General features: G+C 68.9%; 22 protein-coding genes. 7 read left to right on the plus strand and 15 right to left on the minus strand.

Going from position 1 to position 25,446, the window contains the following annotated elements:
* Position 1 precedes the first annotated feature (1 nt).
* Positions 2-1,534, minus strand: a complete 1,533-nt coding sequence (locus U1T56_RS21250) for a glycosyltransferase (protein WP_418161511.1) — start codon at positions 1,532-1,534, stop codon at positions 2-4.
* Between the two features lie 386 nt (positions 1,535-1,920).
* On the opposite strand from U1T56_RS21250, the gene U1T56_RS21255 reads away from it, so the two are divergent.
* Positions 1,921-2,607 (plus strand): response regulator transcription factor, encoded by a 687-nt coding sequence (locus U1T56_RS21255; RefSeq protein WP_418161512.1) that lies wholly within the window; start codon positions 1,921-1,923, stop codon positions 2,605-2,607.
* A gap of 12 nt (positions 2,608-2,619) precedes the next feature.
* On the opposite strand, the gene U1T56_RS21260 is transcribed toward U1T56_RS21255, so the two are convergent.
* The 9 genes from U1T56_RS21260 to U1T56_RS21300 all read right to left on the minus strand — a co-directional run bounded on the left by U1T56_RS21260 (position 2,620) and on the right by U1T56_RS21300 (position 10,696).
* Positions 2,620-2,871, minus strand: coding sequence for a hypothetical protein (locus tag U1T56_RS21260; RefSeq protein ID WP_418161513.1), 252 nt, complete (start codon positions 2,869-2,871; stop codon positions 2,620-2,622).
* Complete coding sequence (locus U1T56_RS21265; protein WP_418161542.1) at positions 2,772-3,074, minus strand: transposase; 303 nt, start codon at positions 3,072-3,074, stop codon at positions 2,772-2,774. Before U1T56_RS21265 ends, U1T56_RS21260 begins: the two co-directional genes overlap by 100 nt.
* Entirely contained in the window at positions 3,065-3,331 is a 267-nt protein-coding gene (locus U1T56_RS21270) for a hypothetical protein (protein WP_418161514.1), read from the minus strand. Before U1T56_RS21270 ends, U1T56_RS21265 begins: the two co-directional genes overlap by 10 nt.
* 253 nt (positions 3,332-3,584) lie before the next feature.
* Positions 3,585-4,679, minus strand: a complete 1,095-nt coding sequence (locus tag U1T56_RS21275; protein ID WP_418161515.1) for an ABC transporter ATP-binding protein — start codon at positions 4,677-4,679, stop codon at positions 3,585-3,587.
* Positions 4,680-4,695: 16 nt separating this feature from the next.
* Positions 4,696-6,345, minus strand: a complete 1,650-nt coding sequence (locus tag U1T56_RS21280) for an alpha-glucosidase (protein ID WP_418161516.1) — start codon at positions 6,343-6,345, stop codon at positions 4,696-4,698.
* A 13-nt stretch (positions 6,346-6,358) separates the two neighbouring features.
* Positions 6,359-7,231: a carbohydrate ABC transporter permease gene (locus U1T56_RS21285; protein ID WP_418161517.1), complete on the minus strand. Its 873-nt coding sequence runs from the start codon at positions 7,229-7,231 to the stop codon at positions 6,359-6,361.
* Between the two features lie 3 nt (positions 7,232-7,234).
* Complete coding sequence (locus tag U1T56_RS21290) at positions 7,235-8,167, minus strand: carbohydrate ABC transporter permease (protein ID WP_418161518.1); 933 nt, start codon at positions 8,165-8,167, stop codon at positions 7,235-7,237.
* 43 nt (positions 8,168-8,210) lie between these two features.
* On the minus strand, positions 8,211-9,491 hold the full coding sequence (locus tag U1T56_RS21295; RefSeq protein WP_418161519.1) for an ABC transporter substrate-binding protein: 1,281 nt from the start codon (positions 9,489-9,491) through the stop codon (positions 8,211-8,213).
* 161 nt (positions 9,492-9,652) lie between these two features.
* Positions 9,653-10,696, minus strand: a complete 1,044-nt coding sequence (locus tag U1T56_RS21300; protein WP_418161520.1) for an alpha/beta hydrolase — start codon at positions 10,694-10,696, stop codon at positions 9,653-9,655.
* 136 nt (positions 10,697-10,832) lie between these two features.
* Here U1T56_RS21300 and U1T56_RS21305 point away from each other — a divergent pair, with 136 nt between their 5' ends.
* Positions 10,833-12,335: an alkaline phosphatase family protein gene (locus U1T56_RS21305; RefSeq protein WP_418161521.1), complete on the plus strand. Its 1,503-nt coding sequence runs from the start codon at positions 10,833-10,835 to the stop codon at positions 12,333-12,335.
* Here U1T56_RS21305 and nth read toward each other — a convergent pair.
* The gene (nth, locus tag U1T56_RS21310) at positions 12,295-13,029 is read right to left on the minus strand and encodes an endonuclease III (protein ID WP_418161522.1); all 735 of its coding nucleotides are present in this window, start codon (positions 13,027-13,029) and stop codon (positions 12,295-12,297) included. The genes U1T56_RS21305 and nth overlap by 41 nt on opposite strands.
* Positions 13,030-13,132: 103 nt before the next feature.
* Here nth and U1T56_RS21315 point away from each other — a divergent pair, with 103 nt between their 5' ends.
* Positions 13,133-13,597 carry a DUF2244 domain-containing protein gene (locus tag U1T56_RS21315; RefSeq protein WP_418161523.1) on the plus strand — a complete coding sequence of 155 codons (465 nt, stop codon included), beginning with the start codon at positions 13,133-13,135 and terminating at the stop codon, positions 13,595-13,597.
* A gap of 397 nt (positions 13,598-13,994) precedes the next feature.
* On the plus strand, positions 13,995-14,501 hold the full coding sequence (locus U1T56_RS21320; RefSeq protein ID WP_418161524.1) for a DUF4332 domain-containing protein: 507 nt from the start codon (positions 13,995-13,997) through the stop codon (positions 14,499-14,501).
* Between the two features lie 20 nt (positions 14,502-14,521).
* Here the strand turns inward: U1T56_RS21320 and dapB are convergent, their stop codons facing one another.
* Positions 14,522-15,334 carry a 4-hydroxy-tetrahydrodipicolinate reductase gene (gene dapB / locus U1T56_RS21325; protein ID WP_418161543.1) on the minus strand — a complete coding sequence of 271 codons (813 nt, stop codon included), beginning with the start codon at positions 15,332-15,334 and terminating at the stop codon, positions 14,522-14,524.
* 162 nt (positions 15,335-15,496) lie between these two features.
* Here dapB and U1T56_RS21330 point away from each other — a divergent pair, with 162 nt between their 5' ends.
* The 3 genes from U1T56_RS21330 (at position 15,497) to U1T56_RS21340 (ending at position 18,558) form a co-directional block, all read left to right on the plus strand.
* Positions 15,497-16,243, plus strand: coding sequence for an isochorismatase family protein (locus U1T56_RS21330; protein ID WP_418161525.1), 747 nt, complete (start codon positions 15,497-15,499; stop codon positions 16,241-16,243).
* Positions 16,244-16,336: 93 nt separating this feature from the next.
* On the plus strand, positions 16,337-17,416 hold the full coding sequence (locus U1T56_RS21335) for a type III polyketide synthase (RefSeq protein WP_418161526.1): 1,080 nt from the start codon (positions 16,337-16,339) through the stop codon (positions 17,414-17,416).
* On the plus strand, positions 17,404-18,558 hold the full coding sequence (locus U1T56_RS21340; RefSeq protein ID WP_418161527.1) for an NAD(P)/FAD-dependent oxidoreductase: 1,155 nt from the start codon (positions 17,404-17,406) through the stop codon (positions 18,556-18,558). Before U1T56_RS21335 ends, U1T56_RS21340 begins: the two co-directional genes overlap by 13 nt.
* Before the next feature lie 54 nt (positions 18,559-18,612).
* Here U1T56_RS21340 and U1T56_RS21345 read toward each other — a convergent pair whose 3' ends face one another.
* From U1T56_RS21345 to glgX, 3 genes are read right to left on the minus strand one after another with little or no spacing between them, the layout of a single operon-like run.
* Positions 18,613-20,514 (minus strand): AI-2E family transporter, encoded by a 1,902-nt coding sequence (locus U1T56_RS21345; RefSeq protein WP_418161528.1) that lies wholly within the window; start codon positions 20,512-20,514, stop codon positions 18,613-18,615.
* Between the two features lie 33 nt (positions 20,515-20,547).
* Positions 20,548-23,073, minus strand: a complete 2,526-nt coding sequence (gene treY, locus U1T56_RS21350) for a malto-oligosyltrehalose synthase (RefSeq protein WP_418161529.1) — start codon at positions 23,071-23,073, stop codon at positions 20,548-20,550.
* Between the two features lie 5 nt (positions 23,074-23,078).
* A complete protein-coding gene (gene glgX, locus U1T56_RS21355) occupies positions 23,079-25,403 on the minus strand; it encodes a glycogen debranching protein GlgX (protein WP_418161530.1) in 2,325 nt (774 codons plus the stop codon).
* Positions 25,404-25,446 lie beyond the last annotated feature (43 nt).

The following is a 25,446-nucleotide window of genomic DNA, read 5'->3' on the forward strand; positions in this document are numbered from 1 at the left end:
CCTAGCGCAAGGCGGCCGCGGCGGCGGCGAAGGTCGAGGTGCTGGGCGGCGTCAGCACGCCCGTGGCGAACGCCACGCCGGTCGTGAGCGCCGCCAGCGCCAGGAGATGGAGATAGGAGGAACCGAGCGCGCGCAGACCCGCCCGCCAGGGGCCGAGCGGCGGCGCCCAGCTTATGTTCTGCCGGGTCCAGCGCTGCCGATCCAGCCGGAACAGGACCCAGCTCTTGAGGAAGGCGCCGTAGAGCTGGGTGAAGTAGAGGAGCGGCGGGTAGAGCCCGCTGAACCGCGGCCGCACGGCCAGGAGGAGGAGGCTCTGCACGAGTCGCGTGAGCATCACCCACAAGGTATAGGCGTAGAGGAAAGCGGGGCTCGCGGCGAAGGCGAGCAGGATCGCTGTGATCGGCCCGATCAAGGGCGTCCACATCGAGATGCGCTGGTCGACCAGACACCACCAGACGAACCATCCGACCCGTGCCGGTCCCAGGGCCAGGCACCGGCCGCTCGCCCGCAGCATGTTGCCGAACCAGCGCAGCATCAGCGCGGTCGAGGCGCGCAACAGATCCGGCGCCGGCGGCTGCTCGATCGTGAGCACGGTGACATCGGGCACGTAGAGCGTGGCACGGCCCTGCCGGAGCAGCCAGTAGGCCGCCGACTTGTCCTCCCCGGTGAGGAGCGGGATGGGGCCGTGCCGCCAGTGGTCGAGCCGGTCGTGCTGGATCAGCGCGACGAAGGCCGGATCGGTCGCGATCTCGGCCCGGTAGGCCGACATCCGGCCCGTGAGCGTGATCAGCCGCCGCGACAGCCCGAGCGAGGACATCAGGAGGTGGCGCTGGGTGAAGCGGAGCTGATGCCAAGCCCGCAGGAGCGGCCCCCCGTGCGGCACGACGCAGTCCTCGTCGGTCGTCAGCGCCGCGAGGTCCGGCATCAGTCGGAAGAACGGCAGGATACGGGCGAGGCAGTCGGGCGGCAGCACCGTGTCGCCGTCCATCACGAGGACGACCGCGCCCGGCGCCGGTGCCTGTCGTGCCACCGCACGCAAGGCCGTGGCGAGCCCGTCGCGCTTGCCCGTGCCGCGGCCGCGCACGAGGATCAGCCGGACATGCTCGGGCGGGGCGGCCAGGCGGAACAGGTCCTTGATCAGGCGCTGGTCCGCCATCTCGACGATCGAGGTCACGATCGTGACCCGGCCACCACGGTAGCGCTCGGCCTCGACGAGTGCCGCCGCGAGCACGGCCTCGGTGGTCGGGACCGGAATCCGGTAGCTCGTGACGACGATGTAGACCTCGGGCGCCAGGAGCGCCCTCTCCACCTCGGGGTCCGCGGCCGCGAGATCGAGGATGCGGCGTCGCCAGCGCGGGAACACGTGCGCACGATACCAGAGCGAGCGGAGAAGATGCACCCCGCCCCAGCCGTAGCGCCAGACCGCGATCCAGCCCACGATCAGGACGAAGCTGCGCGCTCCCGGATCCCAGACCGGAGCCGGAGCCAGGAGTGCCAGCGCAGCCAGGAGAAGGAGATAAAGGGCGAGGAACAAGGCAGCTCTCAGTGCTGTGGTCGGCGCGGAGCCGGTGCGGCCCTCGCCATGGCCGGCGCGGTACGCGGGCTGTCGCTGCGGAGCCTGGGGCTCTCCATGAAAGTTTCCCGTTCGTTCGCCCGTCGGGGCATAAGGCCTGCCGTCGTCGTGGTCGATAGTGAAACTGCTGCTTCCGGACCCTACGCCGCAAGGGAACGGCGTACCGCGCTCTGCCGATCACAGCGGCACCATCCTGCACCCGTGATGATTGACGAAGGGTGAACGGCGGCACGCGGTACACCCCCTTTGCCGAGCTCGCCGCAACCGCCACATAATGGGTCCGCGCACGCCCACCCGGCCTGCGCGCGAGGAAGGCTGCGGGCCGACGAAAGGGCTTCTTTGCGACCATGACCGCCACCAACACCATCCTGATCGTCGACGACGACCTGGCGCTGCGCCGCGAGCTGGCCGAGCAGCTCTCGCTGCACGAAGGCTTCGAGATCCGCGAGGCCGGCACCGGCAAGGAGGCTCTCGAGCTCGCGAGGGGCCTGCCGTTCGCCGCCGTCCTGCTCGATGTGGGCCTCCCCGACATGGACGGCCGCGACGTCTGCCGTCTTCTGCGCAAGCAGGGCCTGAAGGCGCCGATCATCATGCTGACGGCGCATTCGAGCGACGCCGACACCATCCTGGGCCTCGAGAGCGGCGCCAACGACTATGTCGCGAAGCCCTTCCGCCTGGGCGTCCTGATGGCGCGCCTGCGTGCCCAGCTCCGCCAATTCGAGCTCAGCGACGACGCCGTGTTTCCGATCGGCCCCTACAGCTTCAAGCCGGCGGCCAAGATGCTGGTCCGGAGCGACAACCGGAAGATCCACCTCACCGAGAAGGAGACGGCGATCCTGAAGTATCTCTACCGCGTGGGCGATCGCCCGGTCTCGCGCGAGGTGCTGCTCGACGAGGTCTGGGGCTACAATGCCGGGGTCACCACCCACACGCTCGAGACCCACATCTACCGCCTGCGCCAGAAGATCGAGCCCAAGCCCGGCGAGACCACGCTGCTCGTGACCGAGCCCGGCGGCTACCGGCTGGTGCGCTGACGAGCGTCGGCCTCAGGGCCGGGGCGGATCGGCGGGTGAGAATTGGATGGCGGCGCGGCAGCGCTCGAAGCCGTCGTCCCTGTCGCGCTCCTGCTGCTCCTGCTCGACCTGGATCAGTGCCGGCGGCTTGGGATAGAGCACGCCATCAGTGGCGATACTAACCCCTAAATATAGGGATCGAGCAGCGCAGCGGGTGGTTGGCGCCTGGAAGAACGCCCGCACCCGCTCGGGCTGGCGCTGCAGCCGGCGCAGGTAGCCGCGCAAGCGGCGCTCGAGCCCATTCGATCCGTTGCCGCGGGACGGCGGCCCAGGCGCGGCTCGCGGTCGTTGGGCAGGAACGCGTCCGGGTTGTGGTCCGGCGCGTAGGCCGGCAGGAAGAACAGCTCGATCCTGTCGCGATGCTGCGCCACCCAGGGCTGGACCCTCCCGGCCTCGTGGGCCTCGAGATTGGCGACGATCAGGAACAGCTTGCGCCCGGCGCCGTGTTGAGCTCGGGCCTGTCAGTATTCGCGGTGAATGTGGCCTCGGACTTCTGGCGCGCGACTTCCTCGGCATTGACAAAGGCCGGCATCCGCGCGACCTGCTCCGAGCTCAGGACCACCGGCGTGCCGGTGCCGTCGAGGAAATGCTCCAGGTGCGCGATGGCGAGCTCCCAGCCATTATCGACTCCTCGGGCCTTGTCGCGGGCGGCATTCTGCCGGAAGAAGGTGAGATCATCCTCCATCTTGCGCTGCGCCTCGGCAACGTTGCGCGGATCGAGATAGGCGCGATTCGCGCTCGCGACGGACCCGCCGCGTCTAGGCAGCGGCCAGCTCGCGCAGATAGGTCGAGAGACCGATGCCGCGCCCCTGGCGGCCTCCTCGAGCGCTCCCGAACCGCTTCGTCCAGGCGAACGGCAACCGGGCTGCCCGTGTCGCAGCTTCTCGCAGGTTGTCCTCGGCTTTCGGATCGGCAGCAGGGGCAGGCAAGGGCCGCGGTCAATGGAACGGCTGCCGCTCGATGCAGGTGCCGTCGGCGGCGAAGAGGTAGCAGGCAGGGGCGGGGATGCCGATCCGGACCATGTCGCCGGCGCGGATCGGGGAGGCGGCTTCGGTCTTGACGACGAGGGGCTCGGGCGCGCCGGTGTCGACGTAGAGATAGCTCTCGGCCCCCAGGCGCTCGACGGTGATGGCGCGGCCGGGCAGGGCGGCGTCGCCGCTGCCATCCGCCCGCAGATGCTCGGGCCGGATGCCGATCTCGGCAGGCGGGACGTCGGTCCGGTGGAGATCCGATGGCAGGGGGAGGATGGTGCCATCGGACAGAGCGAGGCGGAGCGTGCCGTTCTCGGTGCCGGCGGGGGTGCAGGGGAGAAAGTTCATCTTCGGACTGCCGATGAAGCCGGCGACGAACCTGTTCCTGGGGTGCTGATAGAGCTCGAGGGGAGCGCCGAACTGCTGCACCCTTCCGGCGTCGAGGACGACGATGCGGTCGGCCAAGGTCATCGCCTCGACCTGGTCGTGGGTGACGTAGACCATGGTGGCGTCGAGCTCTTGGTGGAGCTTCGCGATCTCGACCCGCATCTGCACGCGGAGTGCTGCGTCGAGGTTGGAGAGCGGCTCGTCGAACAGGAACACCTTGGGGTCGCGGACGATGGCGCGGCCGATCGCCACCCGCTGGCGCTGCCCGCCCGAGAGCTGCCGGGGCTTCCGGTCCAGGAGGTGTTCGATCTGGAGGATGCGGGCGGCGTTCCTGACCCGTGCGTCGGCGGCCTCCCTATCGAGCTTCGCGAGCTTCAGGCCGAAGGCCATGTTGTCGTAGACGCTCATGTGCGGGTAGAGCGCGTAGGACTGGAACACCATCGCGATGTGGCGCTCGGCCGGCGGCAGGTCGTTGACGATCTCCTCGTCGATCATGAGCTCGCCCGAGGTGATGTCCTCGAGCCCGGCGATGAGGCGAAGCAGGGTGGACTTGCCGCAGCCCGAGGGCCCGACGAAGACGACGAACTCGTTGGGCTCGATCTCGAGGTCGACACCCTTGATGACGTGGACCGGCCCGAACGACTTGGTCACCCGGCGCAGCGTGATCGCGGCCATTCGCCCTCTCCTCGGCTCATTCCAGATGCGCGAACGCGAAGCCCCAAGGCGGCAGCAGGACGCTGCGGCCCGTGATCCTCGCACCCTCGGCCGAAAAGCCGGCGTCGAGCAGGGGCTCGCGCGAGCGGTAGCGCTGCGGCTTCGGGCCGAGGTTGAACAGGCACAAGAGCCGGTCGGCCTCGTTCGTGCGGACGAAGGCCAGCACGTCGGTCGTGGTGCGCAGGAAATCGATGGCGCCGGTCTTGAGCGGCTGGCGCTCGCGACGCCAGTTGAGGAAGGCACGGGTGGTGTTGAGGACGGAGTGCTCGAGCGGCTCCTGCAGATCGACGGCACGGGCGAGGTGGACGGCCGGCACGGGCAGCCAGGGCTCGCCCGTGGTGAAGCCGCCATGCGGCGCATCGTGGCGCCAGGGTATCGGCGTGCGGCAGCCATCGCGGCCTTTGAAGGTGGGCCAGAAGGCAATGCCGAACGGGTCCCTGAGCTGCTCGAACCCGAGCTCGGCCTCCTCCAGGCCCAGCTCCTCGCCCTGGTAGAGGCAGGCCGAGCCGCGCAGACAGCCGAGGAGGACGGGGATCAGGCGGCGGAGCTCCTCGGGCGCGTTGTCGCCGCCGAAGCGGGTGACGGGGCGGCAGACGTCGTGGTTGCCGAACGACCAGCAGATCCAGCCATCGCCGATCTCGGCCTCGAGCTTCAAGACCACGTCGCGGATTCCCTTGGCGGTGCCGGGGGCGCTCAAGAGATCGAAGCTGTAGACGAGATCGAGCCCGCCGCCATTGGTGTATTCGGCCGCCCGGAGCAGCGCGTCGTCGCCACTGATCTCGCCCAGGAGCACCTTGCCCTCGTAGCGTTCGGTAAGGGCATGCAGAGGCTTCAGGAACAGCTCCACCAGCTCGGGGCGGGCCTTGTTCCAGAACTGGACCTGCATCTCGTAGGGCGAGCCGGGGGCGGCACCGGCTGCGACCTTGCCGCGCCGGCGGGGATTGTCGTGGAGCCTCGTGTCGTGGACGCCGTAGTCGATGGCATCGAGCCGGAAGCCGTCGACACCGCGATCGAGCCAGAACCTCGCCTGCTCGAGGAGAGCGTCGATCACGGCCGGGCAGTGGAAGTTGAGGTCGGGCTGCTCCTTGAGGAAGTTGTGGAGGTAGTACTGGCCGCGCCTGGGCTCCCACTCCCAGGCGCTGCCGCCGAACACGGAGAGCCAGTTGTTGGGCGGGCTGCCGTCGGGCCTGGGATCGGCCCAGACGTACCAGTCGGCTTTCTCGTTGTCCCGGCTGGACCGGCTTTCCTGAAACCAGGGATGCTCATTGCTCGTGTGGCTCGGCACGAAGTCGATCAGCACCTTGAGGCCGAGCCGGTGCGCCTTCTCGAGCAGCGCGTCGAAGTCCTCGAGCGTGCCGAACAGGGGATCGACCGCACGATAATCGGCGACGTCGTAGCCGAAGTCCTTCATCGGGCTCTTGAAGAAGGGCGAGATCCAGACCGCATCGACCCCGAGCTGCTCGACATAGTCGAGCTTCTCGGTGATGCCCGGCAGGTCGCCGACCCCGTCGCCGTCGGTATCGAAGAAGCTTCGGGGGTAGATCTGGTAGATCACGGCACCCCGCCACCACTCGTCGCGGCGGCGCGCCGCTCTGGGGGTGAGGTGGACGACCGGCTCTCGCCGCATGGGTTCCTCCGCTTCAGCCTTTGACGGCACCTGCGGTTAGACCAGAGACGATGCGGCGCTGGAAGATCAGAACGAGCACGATCAAGGGCAGGGTGACGATCACCGAGGCCGCCATGATGTTGCCCCAAGGCAATTCGTGGGCGCTCGCCCCCGAGATGAGTGCTATCGCCACGGGCACGGTGCGCATCTCGGAGGAGAGGGTGAAGGTGAGCGCGAACAGGAACTCGTTCCAGGCGGCGATGAAGGCGAGGAGACCGGTGGTGGCGAGGGCCGGGCCGAGCAGCGGAAGGAAGACGCGCGTGACGATGGTGAAGGGCTTGGCCCCGTCGACGATCGCCGCCTCCTCGATCTCCTTCGGCAGCTCGCGCATGAAGGTCGTGAGCACCCAGACCGTGAAAGGAAGGGTGAAGATCATGTAGGAGAGGGTGAGAGCCAGGAGGTTGTTGTAGAGGCCGAGCCGATTGATCAGCTCGAACATGCCCGAGAGCACCGCGATCTGCGGGAACATCGACACACCCAGGATGGTGAGGAGGAGAAGGGTGCGGCCGCGGAAATGGATGCGTCCCAGGGCATAAGAGGCGGAGACGGCGAGGACGAGCGAGAGCGCCACGGTCGAGACCGCGACGAAGAGCGAGTTCAGGATGTTGCGGCCGAAAGGCTGCTCCCGGAAGACGGCGACGTAGTTGCTCCAGGCGGGCTCCCTGGGGATCAGATCGGTGCTGAACAGGGCCGAGCCCGAGCGGAGCGAGGAGACGATCGCCCAGTAGAACGGGAACACGGTATAGACGAGGATGACGGCCAGCAGGAGATAGAAGCCGAGCCAGCCCAGCGTGCGCTTCACCTGCCGCCGCACCCGGCCGGGGCGCCGGATCGCTGCCGTCGCCATGGCTCAGTCCTCCCGGCCGACGCGGGCCACGACGAGGTAGACCGCGGTGGTGAAGGCGATGATCGCGAACAGCAGGGTGGCCGCGGCCGAGCCGAAGCCCACGTCCTGGAAGTCGACGAGCTGCTGGCGAGCATAGACCGACATCGACATGGTGGCCCGGTTGTTGCCGGTCATGACGTAGATGAGATCGAAGATCCGCAAGGCATCGAGGGCGCGGAAGATGACGGCGACCAGGAGCGCCGGCTTCAGGAGCGGCAGCGTGATCTTCCAGAACACCTTGAGCGGATGCACGCCGTCCACCCTCGCCGCCTCGTAGATCTCGGCCGGCAGCATCTGCAGGCCGGCCAGGAGGAGAAGGGCCATGAAGGGCGTGGTCTTCCAGACGTCGACGATGATGACGGCAGCAAGGGCCGTGTCGGGCGAGCCGGTCCAGGCGATCGGGTGCTCGATCAGCCCGAGCCCGATCAGGACGGCGTTGATGATCCCGAACACGTCGTTGAACATCCAAGACCACATCTGCGCCGAGACCACGGTCGGGATCGCCCAAGGAATCAGCACGGCGGCGCGCAAGAGCCCCCGGCCGCGGAAATGCGCGTCGAGGGCCAGGGCGATCCCGAGGCCCAAGACGATCTCGAGCGTCACCGAGACCAGGGTGAAGACGAACGTGTTCCGAACCGCCACCCACCAGTCGGGGTCGGTCAGGAGATAGGTGAAGTTGTCGATGCCGACGAACTCGGCCGCGCCGAGGTCCGAGAGGTTGGCGTTCGTGAAGGCGAACCAGATCGTGCGAAGGAGTGGCCAGCCCGCCACCGCCGCGAGCACCAGGATCATGGGCGCCACGAACAGCCAAGCGGCCAGCGTGCGCTGGCGGGTGAGGCGCGAGCTGCGGCCGGGGACGGCGGCAGCCGCTTCTGCTGGAAGCTCGATCGTGGCCATCAGCGCTCTCCCTGGACTTACGGGCCGGGCAGGGGCCAGGATCTCACCAGCGGCCGCCACGCGACAGGCGATCGAGCCGCTTCTCGAGCGCGGCCAGGCTCTCCGCCGGCTTCTCCTGCTTGCTCAGGACCTGGTGCACGGCGTTGAAGAACTCGGCGCTCATCTGGTTGTACTTCGCACCGGTGATCCGCGAGGGCCGCGCCACGGCGTTCGTGAAGGTCTCGTAGAGCGTGCCGAAGAAGGGAACGGCCTTCAGCACGTCCTGATCCTGGTAGAGCGCTTTGATGGTCGGGTTGTAGGAACCTGCGACGGCGCGCCGTTTCTGCTCCTCGGCCGAGGTCAGGTAGCGGACGAGGTCGATCGCGATCTCGGGATGCCGGCTGTATTTCGAGACGGCGAGCTGCCAGCCGCCGAGCGCTCCGGTATGCTTGCCGTCGGGGCCACCCTTGGGCAGCGGCACCACGCCGATCTTGCCCTTGATCGGGCTGTCCTCGGCCTGCGCGAGCGCCCAGGCGTAAGGCCAGTTGCGCATGAAGATCGCGTTGCCGGACTGGAAGACGCCGCGGCTCTCCTCCTCGCTGTAGTTCAAGACCCCTTCGGGCGCGATCGTGCCCACCGTCGAGGCCGCCCAGGTCAGGGCCCGGACGGCCTTGTCGTTGTCGACGGTGACCTTGCCCTTGTCGTCGACGATCCGACCGCCGCCATAGCTGTCGATCCATTCGAGCGCGTTGCAGGTCAGGCCTTCATAGGCCTTGCCCTGGAACACGTAGCCCCACATCCGATCGTTGCCCTGGCTGCGCGCCTTGTCCTGCAGTTCCTTGGCGATGGCGCCGAGTTCCTCCCAGGTCTGCGGCGGCTGTTTGCCGGCGGCATCCAGGAGGTCCTTGCGGTAGTAGAGCACGCCGGCATCGGTGTACCACGGCATGGCGACGAGCTTGCCGTTCACCGTGTTGTTCTCGACGATCGCCTCGAAATGGCTTGCGAGCACGTCGGCCGGGACGTGGCTCTTCAGGTCGACGAAATGATTCGCGAGCGTGCCCGGCCAGATCACGTCGATCTGGAACACGTCGATATCGGGAGAACTCGCGGCCAGGATCTGCTGGTAGAGCGCCAGACGCTCGGTGGCGGAGTTCGGCGTGGAGACGACGTTGACCTGGTGCCCGGTCTTCTTGGCCCAGATCTCGGCACCCTCCTGGCAGATCTTGAGCTCGAGCCCGACCGCGCCACACGAGATCGCGATCGTCTCGGCCCTGGCAGCGGAGCCGCTGACGGTGGCCGCAGCCAGCAGCACCCCGGCCATGGCGAGCCTGCCCGATTCCAGCATCGTTCTGCCTCCCTCCGCAACAATCCGACCCGCACGAGGAGCCGCCACCCCGACAGGCGGACCTCGCCTCTCCATGCCTCCACGCGCGACTTCGGCGAAAGTGCGCGCCCCGCGGTCGTCCGATCGACAGAAGCTCCTGTTCTAGCGTGAGAATGAAACGCTCACGAGGATTCGGCAAGACCCGATCGCGTCGGAGCCGCGAACGGCGGCTGGTCGCTGTTCGCCGGCGGCGGCAGGGCCTGAGCGGTCTCGGGTTCCAGCACGAGCCGGCGCCGGTCCGGAGCGAGCCCGGCGACGCGGCCCGTGCGCATGGTCTCGACGGCATGGCGCAGGAGGGCGCCGGGCCGGCCTTCGGGATCGGCCAGGAAATAGCTGTGGCCGAAGCGGTCGTAGCGAGAGTTGAAGCCGTCGCAGTCCACGGCCACGACGTTGCGCGGGCTCGTGTCGAGGTCGGCCGGGCCGGTATGGCCGAGCCGCCGCCGGACGATCCGGTTCTTGACGTTGACGACCTTGCTCGAGCGCAGCGCCAGGTCGTCGGCGGCATGGTAGACCACGACGTTGCGCGCGGCCCCGGCGATGACCGTGCCTGGTTGGCCAGGGGCGAAGAGGTCGTCGGGCACGTCGGCCGCCGCCATGAACACGTTCCGGAACAGGGCCGGCACACAGCCATAGTCGTGGGCCCAGGAGGCGAGTGCTACGGCAAGCACGCGGTTGCCCATGGAATGGGCCAGCACGTTGACGTGCTTGAGGCAGGCCTCCTCGCGGCCCAGCCGGTCGCGCCAGGCGATGAACTTGCCGAGTATGCGGGCGAGCACGAGGCCGCTGATCTCGGCGGCGCGCTGATCGTCCCAGTAGTCGAGGACGAGGCCGAAATCGTCGTCGCAGGGCCAGACCAGAGGCACCACCTCGACGAGGCCGGGGGCGAGCGCGTCGCATAAGCGCTGCAGCCGCCCGGCGTCGGGAAAGATCTGCCGCTCCGGCTGGCAGTTGAAGCCGTGGACGAAGAGCAGGATCTGCTGACGGGCCGAGCGGCGCAGGCGCGAGAAGAACGGGGCGGCGGTGAGCTCGACGTAGCGGCCGGGCCCCTGCCGCTCGCAGAAATAGAGCGAGACGCCGGGCTCGCCGTCGCCTTCGGCGAAGGTGACGAAGCGGCCGGGATCGGACCGACGCGGGCCGGCGAGGCGGCGGTTGGTGACGAACAGCATGATGGCGGCTCCGGATGATGGTCATAATATATGAATATAATCAAAGAAATCGGCGCAGGGCAAGCGAGCTCTCTTGCCGGCGCGCGCATCCGGTGCCTTGCTCCGCGTCGAGCGGGGTCCTGCGGGAGGTTCATGGATGAACGTGCTCTTCATCACCGCCGATCAGTGGCGCGGCGAGTGCCTGTCGTGCCTCGGCCATCCGGTCGTGCGCACGCCGAACCTGGATCGCCTCGCCGCCGACGGCGTGCTGTTCACCCGGCACTTCGCGCAGGCGACACCCTGCGGCCCCTCGCGCGCCTCGCTCCATACCGGCCTCTATGCGCTCAACCACCGCTCGATCACCAACGGCACGCCGCTCGATGCGCGCCACAAGACTCTCGCCAGCCTCGTCCGGCAGGCGGGCTTCGACCCGGTCCTGTTCGGCTACACCGATACCAGCGCCGATCCACGCACGCTTCCGCCGGACAGCCCCTGGCTGCGCACCTACGAGGGGGTAGCGCCGGGCTTTCGTGTCGAGCTGCGCCTGCCCGAGGCGGAGGAGGCCTATTTCGAGCATCTGGAGGCGCGCGGCTACGGCCGGCTGGCTTACGACGAGATCTATGGCGGTGGCTTCCTGCAGCCGGCACCTTTCCGCGCCGAGGACAGCATCACCGCCTTCCTCGCCGGCCGCTTCCTCGCCTGGCTCGACCGGCAGCGGGCGGGCGAGGCCTGGTTCGCTCACCTGTCCTTCCTGAAGCCCCACCCGCCGTTCGTGGCGCCCGAGCCCTGGTTCTCGGCCGTGCGGCCGGAGGACGTGCCGCCGCCGGTGCGGGCGGCTACGGTCGAGGCGGAAGCGGCGCTGCATCCCTGGCTCGCCGCGCATCTCGCCCAGCCGGTCAAGGGCACGGCCGTGCCGGGCGGGGGGGCGGTGGATCGCCGCGCGATCCTGAGCGATGCGGCGCTGGCACGGCTGCGCGCGGTCTATTACGGGCTCATCGCCGAGGTCGACCACCATCTCGGCCGCATCCTGGAGGCGCTCGCGCGGCGGGGCGAGCTGGAGCGCACGCTCGTCATCGTCACGTCCGATCACGGCGAGATGCTGGGTGACCACTGGATGCTCGGCAAATCCGGCTTCTTTCCGCAGGCGTTCCACGTGCCCTTGATCGTGCGGCACCCCGAAGGGGCGCGGGGTGCGCGCGTCGATGCGTTCACCGAGCAGGTGGACCTCATGCCGACCGTGCTGGAGGCGCTCGGCCTGGCCGTCCCGCTGCAGTGTGACGGCCGCCCGCTGTCGGGATTCTTGACATGCAGCAAACCCGACCGCTGGCGTCGGGCAGCGCATTGGGAGCACGACTTCCGCGATATCGTGGACCGGACCTACGAGACGGCGCTGGGCCTGCCGAGCGACGACTGCGCGCTCGCCGTGCGCTGGGACGGCCGCCACGCCTACGTCCACTTCACGAGCCTGCCGGCGCTCTGCTTCGACACGGCGGCCGATCCGGGCTGGAGCTCGAGCATCGCCGGCCTGCCGGAGCGCGCGGCCGAAGTGCTGGAGCAGGCGCAGGCCATGCTCTCCTGGCGGATGCGCGCCGCCGAGCGGCGGCTCACGGGCTGTGCGCTTACCGAGCGGGGCGTCGTCGGCCGCTACGATCCGCTTTGACGACCACCTTCTCCGCAGCGTCGGCTCTGGCCTCGGGCCCGAGGCCTTCGGCGGTCGTGGTCTTGTCGGGCCAGCGGCAGATCGTGCGCACGGGGCAGACGGGACAGTCCGGGCGGCGCGCCTTGCAGACGTAGCGGCCGTGCAGGATCAGCCAGTGGTGGGCGCCGCGCTTGAAGCGCTCGGGCACCACGCGATCGAGGGCGGCCTCGACCGCCTCGGGTGTTTTGCCGAGGGCGAGGCCGGTGCGGTTGCACACTCTGAAGACGTGGGTGTCGACGGCGATCGTGGGTTCGCCGAACGCCTCGTTCAGGACGACGTTGGCGGTCTTGCGGCCGACGCCGGGAAGGGCCTCCAGGGCCACGCGGTCCTTCGGCACCTTTCCGCCGTGCCGCTCGAGCAGGATCCGGCTGAGCGCCAGCAGGTTCCTGGCCTTGGTGGGGTAGAGATTGATGGTCCTGATGCGCTCGCGGATGCCGTCCTCGCCGAGGGCCACCATGGCCTCGGGCGTGGGTGCCGCCGCGAACAGCGCCTTCGTCGCCTTGTTGACGCCCACGTCGGTCGCCTGCGCGGAGAGGACCACGGCGACCAGGAGCGTGAACGGGTCGGCGTAGACGAGCTCGGTCCTCGGTGCGGGGTTGCGGCTGGCGAGCAGCTCGAAGAACCGCTCGATCTCCTCGGCGCTCAGGAGGGTCAAAGGCCTCTCTTCCACCATCACCCCTCACCATCGTCGGCGTGGCGCGCACCCGAGCTGCGGTCTATATGATCGAGCCACAGACGCCTATGGGCCATCGGGCGCGATGCAAGACGACGAGACGGCTTTCGAAGCCGAGCTCTACCCCAATCAGTCCTTGGGGCGGCTCGGGTTTATCGTTCTGATGCTCGGCGTGTCCAGCGCCAGCGTGGCGCTGGGCGTCGCCTTCGCCCTGGCCGGTGCCTGGCCGGTCACCGGTTTCTTCGGCCTCGACGTGCTGCTGCTCTATCTCGCCTTCCGTTACTGCCAGCGACAGGCGCGGCAGCGCGAGCTCATCCGGCTCGATGCCTCGGGGCTGCACGTCCGCCGGATCGAGCCGGACGGTGCGGCCCGACACTGGCGTTTCGAGCCCTACTGGGTGCGGGTCGACATGGACGATCCGCCGCGGCGCGACAGCTTCCTGACGCTCGGATCGCACGGGCTCCGGCTGCGTGTCGGGACGTTTCTCACGCCCGAAGAGCGGCTCGATCTCGCCCGAGCCTTGCGCTCGGCCCTGCAGCGCTACCGCTGAACGCCCCTGGCCAGCAGCTCGCATTCCCATTCACCTGTCGGTTCTTTTGACAGAAAGCATGAACGGATAAAGCGTCCAGGTCTCGGCTGAAGCCATCAATGGGGCGTTTCGGAAGCATTGATGCTTGCCGACAAATTTCCATCTTCAATCGTGGGTCGGGAGGAAATTAATGTTAATAACCATTTCAATATCACGGGAAATTGTCCGGCAGATAATACACGGGCGTACGCGGCATGAATCTTTTCATGGGCCGCCAGGCTTCCGGGGATCATCGGCATGGTTTTTCGGTAAATCGTTTTATACTACTAAGATAAGTGCATGGCACGTTGTTTGCCTTACTGGATATGCGAGAAGCGATTCTCGGCGCGAGATCAGCAGAAAGAGACTTGGAGCGACGATGCATTACGTTCAGGCTCCCCATACTCACAAGGCGCAAGAAGGCTCGCTCGGGACGGACACGGCCAGCTACACGCTGCCGATCAGCAAGCTCAGAGGCGTGCCCTTCCAGGTGCGTGTGGCGTTGAAAGTGCGCCGCATCACCACCTGTAGCCAGCTCCTTACAGCCGCCGCCCTGTTCGAGGATCGCGAGGCGCTGGCCCGCGCCACCAAGATAGCGCCCGAGATCCTGACCGATCTCGTCCAGCGTGCCGACATGGCGCGGGTGAACGGGGTGGGCGCGGTGTTCGGGCTGATGCTGGAAGAGCTCGACATCCACGATGTCGAGACCCTGGCCCAGCAGGACCCGGAAGGACTGCACGAGAAGCTGCGCGAGTACAACCGGCGCGAGCGGCTCGCCCGGCGCTCGCCGACTCCGGAGGAGGTGAGCGACTGGGTCGCGCAGGCCCGCCGCCTGCCGAAGCTCGTGACCTACCGGCCGCGCTCGTCCCGAATGGCAGCCGAGTAGCGGAAACGGGCAACTCCGCTCTAGCCGCCGGCGGGACGCAGGCCCAGCACCTCGGCCATGCCATAGAGGCCGGGCCGCTGGCTCGCGGTCCAGAGCGCCGCACGCACCGCACCGCGTGCGTAGATGCGCCGATCGGAGGCGATGTGGGCGAGCTCGATCCGCTCGCCGGGTCCGGCGAACACGACACGATGATCGCCGACCACGTCGCCGCCGCGCATGACCGCGAAGCCGATGGCGCCCGTGGGCCGCGCCCCGGTGATGCCGTCGCGCGCGCGGGCGGCGACCGCATCGAGCTCGACGCCGCGCCCGCGCGCCGCGGCCCGGCCGAGGGCGAGCGCGGTGCCGGAAGGTGCGTCCACCTTGTGGCGGTGGTGCATCTCGAGGATCTCGATGTCGAAGCCGGGGTCGAGCGTGCGCGCCACCTGCTCGACCAGGCCCAGGAGCAGGTTGACGCCGAGGCTCATGTTGGGCGCCCAGACGACGACCGTGCGCTCGGCGTGACGGCGCAGCTCGCGCTCCTGCTCGGGCGAGAGGCCCGTGGTGCCGATCACGTGCGCGCAGCCGTGCTCGGCGCAGATGGCGACATTCTGCAGCGTGGCCTCGGGTGTCGAGAACTCGATCACGGCCTGCGAGGCTCGGACGAGAGCCGCGACATCGTCGCCCGCCGCCATGCCGATCGGGTCGAGACCCGCGAGCATGCCCAGATCCTGGCCGACCGCGGGATTGCCCGGCCGCTCGGCTCCGCCCGAAAGCGTGACGCCGGACGTCGTCAGCACCTCGCGCAGGTTGGTTCGCCCCATCCGGCCCGCGCAGCCGATCACCCCGATCCGCATCACCGTTCCTCGCTCCTGACGTGCGGGCGAGAAAGGACGCGGCACGGCCCGGTGTCAAGCGCGCCGCCGTCCGCCCGAACCCTTTGTCCTGCCGCTTGCCTTGCGCGGGCGATCGCGCCACGGTGGCGGCCGTCTCACCTTCATGGCGCAGCGAGGATGGCGATGCACGACAACCTGCTCGAGATGCTGCAGGCCGAGCTGCCGATCCGGCTCGTGGACTATGCGGTCCCGCACGGCGAGACCGGGCTCGTGATCGTCGACGAGGTCAACGGCTTCTGCACGGTGGGGGCGGGCAATCTGGCGCCCCCGGCTCCGGATGCGCAGATCGCCCGCATGGTCGAGGAGACCGTGGCGGTGGCGCGGCGGTTCTGCGAGCGGCGCTGGCCGGTGCTCGCGTTCCTCGACACGCACGAGCCCGGCAAGCCCGAGCCGCCCTACCCGCCGCACTGCGAGCGCGGCACGGGGGAGGAGAACCTGGTGCCGGAGCTGCTCTGGCTCTGTGACGACCCCGACGTCGCGATCATCCGCAAGGACTGCATCAACGGCTTCGTCGGTGCCATCGAGCCGATCTATCACGGCACGCACGGCACCTCGCACAACAAAGTCGTGGATTGGGTCAACGTCCACCGGCTGAGGAGCGTGCTCGTCACCGGCATCTGCACCGACATCTGCGTGATGGACTTCGTCCTCACCATGCTCTCGGCGCGCAATCACGGGCTGATGCCGACGCTCGAGGACGTGGTGGTGCTCGAGCCCGCCACGGCGACCTACGACCTGCCGCGGACGACGGCCGTCGGTCTCGGCCTGCCGGAGACGGCGGCACACCCCAAGCCCGCGACCCATCACATGGGCCTCTACTTCATGGCGTCGCGTGGCGCTGTTCTTGCGGGAAACGTCACGGGCTTGTGACCCGAGCCCGGCCGGGCGGCCGGCGGGCCGGTGGTGTTCTCCGGGTAACGTGAGGAACGTATCGGAAAGAGGCGTGCCAGATCGGTTCATCGGATGCAGCCCGCCTACATCAACCGGATCGCCACCGCCGTCCCGACTTTCGACGTGCACCGGAAGTTCTTGGAGTACGCGCCTTCGATGCTGCGTGATGGCCGCTCCAGGCGGCTGTTCCAGCGCATGGCCGAGCGGGCGCAGATCGATCATCGCTTCTCCTATATCGAGCCGCATCCCTCGCCGGAACTTTTGGACCGGATCGGCCTCTTCCGGCCCGGCGCCTTTCCCGACACGGGGCAGCGCATGCGCCTCTATGAGGCGCAAGCCCCGATCCTGGCCCTCGAGGCTCTCGAGGCGCTGGGTATTACCCGCGACGCGCATGAGATCACGCACTTCGTCGTGACCACCTGCACCGGCTTCTACGCGCCGGGGCTCGACCTCGAGCTCATGGCTCGCCTCGGTCTGCCGCCGGGCGTCGAGCGCACGCTGGTCGGCTTCATGGGCTGTCAGGCGGCGCTGCCCGCCCTGAAGCTCGCCGCCCACATCGTCCGCTCGCAGCACCGGGCGCGCGTGCTGATCCTGAACCTCGAGCTCTGCACGCTCCACCTGCAGGAGACGGACGATCTCGAGAGCCTTTTGACCTTCGTGCTCTTCGCCGACGGCTGCGCCGCCAGCCTGGTGAGCGGCGAGCCCGTGGGTCTCGAGATTCTGGGCTTTCGCAGCACGGTGCTACCGGACAGTCGCGACCAGATCGCCTGGCGCATCGGCGAGAGCGGGTTTCGCATGTGGCTGGATGGTGCCGTCCCCGCGACCATCGCCAAGGGGCTGCCCGGTCACGTCCAGGGACTCCTCGGCAGCCGCGATTCCAGCGAGGTGGGCTTGTGGGCGGTGCATCCCGGCGGCCGCTCGGTGCTCGATGCGGTCGAAGATGCGCTGCGGCTCGATGCGACAGCGCTCGACGCCTCGCGCGCTACTTTACGCGCCTACGGCAACATGTCCTCGGCCACGATGATGTTCGTGCTCGGCCGGCTGATGGAAGCACGGCCGCGTCCGTCGCTCGGCTGCGCGCTCGCTTTCGGCCCCGGCCTCACCGCCGAGGCCATGCTGTTCCGGGTCGGGGAGGGGGCGTGGCCGAGCTGAGCGCCGATGTCGCGATCGTCGGCGGCGGGCCCGCCGGGGCGGCCGTGGCCTGCCGGCTGGCAGGAGCGGGCCGGCGGATCGTCCTGCTCGAGCGCGCGCGGGAGCCGCGTCACAAGGTATGCGGCGAGTTCGTGAGCTTCGAGGCGGCGCATCATCTCGCGACACTGGGGTCCATCCGCGATCCGCTCGGGCATCTGGGTGCGGTACCTATCGGACAGGTGCGGCTCGTCGCGCGTGCGACGCAGGCCACGGTCTCGCTGCCGTTTCCGGCCTGGGGGCTCTCGCGGCTCCGTCTCGATGCCTGGCTCCTGCACGAGGCCGAGCGGGCCGGAGCCGACGTGCGCCGCGGTTGGACGGTGCAGGGGATCGCCGCCGACGGCACCGGCGGCATGCGGCTCGCGACCACGGGCGGCCCGCTCGCCGCGCGCCGTGTCGTGCTCGCGACCGGCAAGCACGAGCTGCGCGGGCACCAGCGTCCGGGATCTCGCGATGCGCTCGTCGGGCTCAAGCTGCACGTGCGCCTTTCCCCGAGCCAGGGTCGAGCCCTCGTCCGCCATGTCGAGCTCGTCCTGTTCGAGGGTGGCTATGCCGGGTTGCAGCAGGTCGAGGGCGGGATCGCCAATCTCTGTCTGCTCGTCACGAAGGAACGCTTCGCGTGGTCGGGGTGCGACTGGCGGCGGCTGCTCCTCGAGGTGCCGCACCTGAAGGAGCGGCTCGTGGATGCGGCTCCTTGCTGGCCGCGGCCGCTCGCGATCTGCCGTATTCCTCACGGCTATCTCCATCGTGCGAAGAGCGAGGACGATGTCACGCCCGTCTACCGCGTCGGCGACCAGCTCGCGGTGATCCCGTCCTTCACCGGCGACGGCATGGCCATGGCCCTGCACACGGCCTCGCTCGCGGCGGACGCGATCCTGGCCGGGCGATCGGCGGCCTCGTTCCATGCCGAGGCGGTGCGGCTGCTCGAGCGGCCGGTCCGGCTTGCGAGCCTGGTCTCCCGCGCGGGTGCCGTCCTCCGATTGCAGGAGCCGATCGTCCGCGCCTGCCGTCTGGCGCCCGCCCTCGTGCGCGGGATCGCCCGGCACACCCGGATTCCCGGCGCGATCCCCGAAGTCCGTAGCGCGGCGGGTGCGCGGGCCGGTTGAGGCCGATGGTGCTGCGGTGTGTGCCGTCACGGCCCGGCAGAGAGCACGCGGTCCTCAACCCGGCACCTGGAGCGACGGACCTCGCATCACCGGCGCGGGTTCGCCGGCAGCATTCGCCTTTTCCTGCGGAACCGGGGGCGTCAGCTCGCGGCCCGTATGCTTGGCGATCGCCTGCGCCGCATCCGCGAGCCGGCCCACCACCTCGTCGGCATCCAGCTGCTCACCCGTGCTCGCCGTTGCAGCGCCCTCGCCCTCGTCGAACGTCCACAAGCCCACCACGATCGGGACCATGACACCGTATCGGCCGCGGACTCGGCGCAGAATGCGACGGGCACGGCCGCTGGCGGTGGGGCCCACCGCGGTCACGAGCAGGGCCTCCACGTTCTCGAGCGATGGCAGCGCCGCCGCACGCAGCCGCCCGCCGGGTCCGGACATCGCGGTCGTGGCGGGCAGTCCGACCACGCCGAGTGCTCGTGCGGCGGTTCGCGCCGCCAGTTCGTCCATGCGCGAGCCGGCGCCGAGACAGAGCGTATGCCGGCCGACAGCCTCGACGGCAGCGCTCGGGACACCGGCATCGCTCGCGAGATCGTCCAGAAGCGCGCTCAGGTCCTCGGCCATGGCCTGAAGCCGGCTGCGCTCGAGGACACCTCGCGCACGGTCCTGGGCCACGAGCGCCAGCGCCGGCAGCAGGACCTCGTCGCAAGTGGCAAGCAGGCCGTGCTGCTCGAGATGCTCCTCGGCCACGTCGGCAGCCTCGTCCGCATCGTCGGCGAGGAGGCGCTGGTAGAGCTTGACGTCGGGAGTGAGCACCTGCCGGTTGCCCAGGATCACCTCGAGGAACTCGAGCTGCGGCACGTGCCGGCCGATGACGACGAGGCAGGCGGTGAGAGGGGCGGCGAGCAGCAGGCCCACCGGCCCCCACAGCATGGTCCAAAAGGCGGTGGCGACGATCAGCGCCACCTTGGAAAGGCCGGTGCTGGCCCCGAACAGCATGGGCTCGAGCACGTAGGCGCACATGGCCTCGATCAGGACGAAGCTACCCGCCGTCAGGAGCGGCATGGTCCAGCCCGCGTCCACCGCCATGCCGAGCGCCAGCGGGAACAGCACCGAGATCGGGGCGCCGATGTAAGGAATGAAGCGCAAGACCACGCCGATCAGGCCCCAGAGAAGGGCGCTCGGCACGCCGATCAGCCACAAGGCCATGCCGAACAGGACGCCGTAGATCAGGTTGATCGTGAGCTGCATCAGGAGATAGCGGCCGATACGCGAGCCCGCGTCGTTCATCGCCTCCGTGGCGCGGTGCACGTCGCGCGCCCCGAACAGGCGGATCACGCGGTCGCGCAGGTTCTCGCGCTCGAGCAGCACGAAGACGATGAACAGAAGCATGATACCGAGCGTGGCGAGGGGCTCGGCGAGCACGCCCGCGAGCTGCACCACGGTCGCGATCGGCGAGCTCGGCGGCTCGTGCACCTCGACCGGGATCGGGCGTGGCGCCTGAACCTGTCCCATCCTCGGCGCCTTGCCGGCATCGGGGGTCGTGACCTTGTCGAGCTCCTCGCCCATGCGGCGCAAGACCTCGGCGGTCTGCTCGAACACGCTGCCGCTCGCCGTCTCGGGTCCGAGGAGGCGGATCTTCTGACGCAGATTGTACTCGTAGCGCGGTAGCTGACCGGCGAGCCCGATCGCCTCCTCGACCAGGAGGTAGGCGAAGCCCGTGACGAGGGTCAAGGCGAGGACTACGACCAGGAGCACCGAAGGCGTCTTGCCCAGCCCCAGGCGCTTCAGGCGGTTCGTGAGCGGAGCGAGCGCGAAGCTGACGAGGACCGCCAGCGCCAGCGGTACGAACACGCCGTGGCCGAGATAGAGCGCCGCGATCACGGCAGTGCCCACCGCCACGATCGAGGCGACCGGGACGGCTGGACCGGCACCCGCGATGCCGATCGGTTGTGGCGTCATCGGCGGCTTCCCACGCTCATGGCGCTGCTCCGCTCAGGCCCGGCCACGGTTGACGAGCAGCGCTACCGGTAGCTGCGTCAAGAGGTCGGCGAGGCGCAGCCGGCCGTCGCGGGGTGCCGTGGACCCGCTGCCCAGAACGTCGGCGAAGACGAGATCGTGCCATGCCGGCGGCAGCACGACGCTGCCATCACCCCAGGCATCCGGTGCGATGCGCAGGTTTCCGTCGACGAGGCCGGCCAGCCGTCGGCCCACGACCACGATCAGGGTCGCGTCGCCGTGGTAGCGGGCGAAGGCCAGCGCATGACCGCTCTTCTCCCCTTCGACCGCGAGCGCCTGGTAGGCACCCTGCGCGAACAGGTCGGGAGCGCGCGCGCGCATCGCCAGGAGGAGGGCGAGCAGCCGCGCCTTGACGGCGCCATCGGCCCAGCGACCGGCGAGATCGGCCGGCGGGGTGTCGTCGTCGAGCAGGCGCTGGCGCTGCGCGAAGTCGACGGGCCGTCGGTTGTCGGGGTCGACCAGGCTCAGATCCCACAGCTCGGTGCCCTGATAGATGTCGGGCACGCCGGGCGTGGTGAGCTTGAGGACGAGCTGGACGAGGCTGTCGGCCGCGCCGATCGGCGCCAGCCGGGCGACGAAGCCGCCGAACGCCTCGAGGAAGGGCCGGGAACGGTCGGGATCGAGAATCGCCGCGAGAAAGGCCTGGGCCGCTCCCTCGTAGGCCTCGTTCGGGTCGTTCCAGTCGGAGCGCTCCTTGCCTTCGCGCAGCGCCTTGCGCAGCCAGCCCGCCAGCCGCTCGCGCAAGGCCCCGAGCGCTTCCCGATCGATCGGCGCCGGCTCTGCCGGCCAGGCACCCAGGAGCGATTGGTAGAGCATGTACTCGTCCTTGGCATGGATCGCAGGTGAGCCCCGCCGGAGCGGCGCGTTGAGCTGGCGCCACCCTCGTACCGCCTCGGCCCAGGCTTCCGGCTGCTCGCTCAGGACCGCGAGCCGCGTGCGCGCATCCTCGCCGCGCTTCGTGTCGTGGGTCGCCGTGGCGAGCAGGTTGCCGGGCCAGCGCTCGAGCCGGTGTGCCATCAGGCGATGGAAGGCCTCGGGCTCGAGACCGTGTGCGTCGGGCTCGCCGCCGACCTCGTTGAGCGCCAGAAGGCGGGGATAGCGGTAGAAGGCGGTGTCCTCGGCGGCCTTCGCCATGAGCGGCCCGGAGAGCTGCTGCAGGCCCAGGACCAGGGTCCGGGCTTCGCCCTGCGGTCCGGCCAGCAGGCGCTCGAGCCGGTTCAGGATCGCTTGTACTTCCGGGGTGGCACGCTCGCCGGCCTCGGCGAAGACCTGCTCCAGAATGCCGGCATCGGTGGCGCTCCAGGAGTTGCCGCCGCCATAGGTGCGATAGACCGGGAACGCGATCAGGAGCTCGCGCAGAGCCGCCTGCGCCGCATCCTCGCCGATGCCCAGGAGGCGGGCGACCCGCTCGCCGAGCACGGTGAGCTCGCCCGCGAAGAGCTTTTCCAGCACCTGGCCCTTGGCGGCACGCAGGACCTCGCGATAGCTCGCCGTCTCGCCGGTGATCTCGCCGGCCAGCGCCTCGAGCCGGTCGAGGCCGGGACGGTCGACGAGAAGGCCCAGCACCTCGTTCATGAACTCGTAGCCGGTGGTGCCGGCAACGGGCCAGTCCTCGGGAAGCTGCTCGTCGCCCACCAGAATCTTCTCGACCACGATGTAGAACGGCGTCGCACCGGAGCGGACCTCCGCGCAGCGCCGCCGCAGGCGTTCGAGATAGGCCTTGGAATCGGTGAGGCCGTCGACGTGGTCGATGCGCAGGCCCTGGACGAGATCGCGCGCGACGAGATCGAGGATCAGCCGGTGGCTCTCCTCGAACACTTCGGGCTCCTCGACTCGAAGCCCGCCGAGCTGGTCGATGTTGAAGAAGCGGCGATAGTTGCGCCGGGTGGTGCCTTCCTTCCAGAACACGAGCCGGTAGGGCTGGGCCTCGATCAGCCGGCGGAGCGCCGGCGCGTCGGGCTCGCTCTCGGGCAGGTCGCTCTTCGGGCTCACCGGGAAGCGCTCGTCGACGTAGCGTAAAGTCGGCTCACCCGAACCATCGGCGCGGTCGAGCCCGATCTCGCCGCGGCTCAAGACCTCGTCGAGGGTTCCGCCCAGGACGGGAAGGACCAGCTTGCCCTCGGGATCGCGGTCGAAGTCGATGTCGAAGAACCGGGCGTAGCGGCTCTCGCGGCCGTGCTTCAGCACGTCCCACCACCAGGGATTGTCCTGGCCGACCCCCATGTGGTTGGGCACGATGTCGAGCAGGATCTTCATCCCGTGCCGCTGCACCGTCCGTGCCAGGGCCTCGAACGCCGCCTCGCCGCCGAGCACGGGGTCGAGCCGGTTGGCGTCGACCACGTCGTAGCCATGGGTCGAGCCTCGCGCCGCCTGGAACGGCGGAGAGAGGTAGAGATGACTGATGCCGAGGCGGGCGAGGTAGGGGACGAGTTCCGCAGCCTTGGCGAAATCCATGCCGCTTCTGAGCTGCAGGCGGTAGGTGGAACGCGGCAGTTCGGGCATGGGCATTACTCCTGCGCCGTTTCCTTGTCGCTCGTGGCTTCGTCCTGCTCGATCGCCTCGGTCGCGGGCGCCACTGCGGCCGGCGGCTCCTCGGTGGTCGTCGGCGCCGTGACCGCCGTCTCGCCGGGCAGAGGCGGGGCGGTGGCGGCGAGCGCCAATGCCGGCTCGGTCGGCGTCGGTTCGGCGCGCACCGCCTTCAGCGAGCGGTCGCGACGGATGAGCACGACGAGCGAGCGCCCTTCGAGCGGGTAGTCCTCGCCGGCATCGTAGCGCGTTCCTTCCGCCTCCGCGCCGCGGGCAGTCTCGATCAGCACCTCCCAGGCCTTGCCGAACTCGGGACCGGGCAGGGTGAAGGAGATCGGCTCGTGGAAGGCGTTCATCAGCACGATGAAGCCGTCGTCGAGCTCCTGCCGGCCGCCGATCGAGTAGAACAGCTCGCCGGCCTCGCCGCCCAGAAGGAAGCCCAGGCAGCGCGTTTCGGGGAAGTGCCAGTCCTCGGAGCACTGCTCGCGGCCTTCGGCGTTGAGCCAGACGATGTCGCGCGTGGCCGTGCCGCGGATCTGCTGACCACGGAAGAAGTGCGGCCGGCGGAACACGGGATGCTCGCGCCTGAGCCGGATCAGGCGCTGCACGAAAGTGGCGAGCTCGACGTCGGCCTCGCCCCACTTGATCCAGGCGATCTCGTTGTCCTGGCAATAGGCGTTGTTGTTGCCGTGCTGCGTGTTGCCGATCTCGTCGCCGGCGAGCAGCATCGGCACGCCCTGCGAAAGCAGGAGTGTCGTCAGCATGTTGCGCTTCTGCCTGGCGCGCAGAGCCAGTACCTCGGGATCGTCGGTCGGCCCCTCCGCCCCGCAGTTCCAGCTATCGTTCTCGTTGATGCCGTCGTTGTTGTTCTCGCCGTTGGCCTCGTTGTGCTTCTCGTTGTAGCTGACGAGGTCGGCAAGCGTGAAACCGTCGTGCGCGGTGATGAAGTTGACCGAGGCCGAGGGCCGGCGGCCCTGGTGCATCAGCATGTCGGCCGAGCCCGTGATGCGGGACGCGAGCTCCTGGATCTGGCCGGGGTCGCCCTTCCAGTAGCGTCGGACCGTGTCGCGGAACTTGCCGTTCCATTCCGACCAGCCGGGCGGGAAGCCGCCGACCTGATAGCCGCCTTCGCCGAGATCCCAGGGCTCGGCGATGAGCTTCACCTGCGAGAGCACGGGGTCCTGCCGCACGGCATCGAGGAAGCCCGAGCCGTAGTCGAAGGCATAAGGATCGCGGGCAAGGGCCGAGGTCAGGTCGAAGCGGAAGCCATCGACGTGCATCTCCTCGACCCAGTAGCGCAAAGAATCCATCACCATCTGCAGCACGCGCGGGTGGCTCAGGTTCAGCGTGTTGCCGCAGCCGGTGCTGTCCCAGTAGAAGCGCGCGTCCTCGGGGCTGAGCTTGTAGTAGGAGGCGTTGTCGATGCCCTTGAACGACAGCGTCGGGCCCATGTGATTGCCCTCGGCGGTGTGATTGTAGACGACGTCGATCATCACCTCGATGCCGGCATCGTGCAGGCAGGCCACCATCGTCTTGAGCTCGCCGATGTGGCCCGAGGCGAGATAGCGCGGCTCGGGCGCGAAGAAGCCGATCGAGTTGTAGCCCCAGTAGTTGGTGAGGCCGCGCTCGATCAGGTGCCGGTCCTGGACGAAGGCGTGGATCGGCAGGAACTCGACCGCGGTGATGCCGAGTGCTCTGAGATGGTCGATCACCTCGGGGAGCGAGAAGCCGGCGCAGGTGCCGCGGACCTGGTCCGGAACGGCCGGGTGCAGCATGGTGAAGCCGCGCAGATGCGTCTCGTAGAGCACGCTTTCGTGCCAAGGGATGTGGAGGAGCTTGTCATCGCCCCAGGTGAAGGCCGTGTCCACCACCCGGCATTTCGGCATGCCCCGGGCATTGTCGCGCGTGTCGAACGACAGGTCCCCGCGCCGGCTGCCGATGCGGTAGGCGAAATGCGCGTCCGACCAGTGCAGATGGCCGACGAGCTGCCTGGCGTAAGGGTCGAGCAGGAGCTTGTGCGGGTTGAAGCGGTGGCCGCGCTTCGGCTCGTAAGGGCCGTAGACCCGGTAGCCGTAGAGCTGCCCCGGGCGGACATCGGGCATGTAGCCGTGCCAGACCTGGTCGGTGTACTCGGGCAGCACGATGCGTTCGAGCTCGCGCTGTCCGCGCGGGTCGAACAGGCAGAGCTCGACCTTCTCGGCATTGGCGCTGAACAGGGCGAAGTTGACGCCGCGGCCGTCGAAGGTGGCACCCAGGGGGTAAGGTCGGCCCGGCCAGATGCGCGCGCGCCGCGTGATGTGAATCATGTGATCGTTTCCGTACTCGAGGCGGTGGCGACGACGTCGCCGG

Origin of the sequence: Benzoatithermus flavus (genome assembly GCF_037908215.1) — a bacterium.
Lineage (GTDB): Bacteria > Pseudomonadota > Alphaproteobacteria > Geminicoccales > Geminicoccaceae > Benzoatithermus > Benzoatithermus flavus.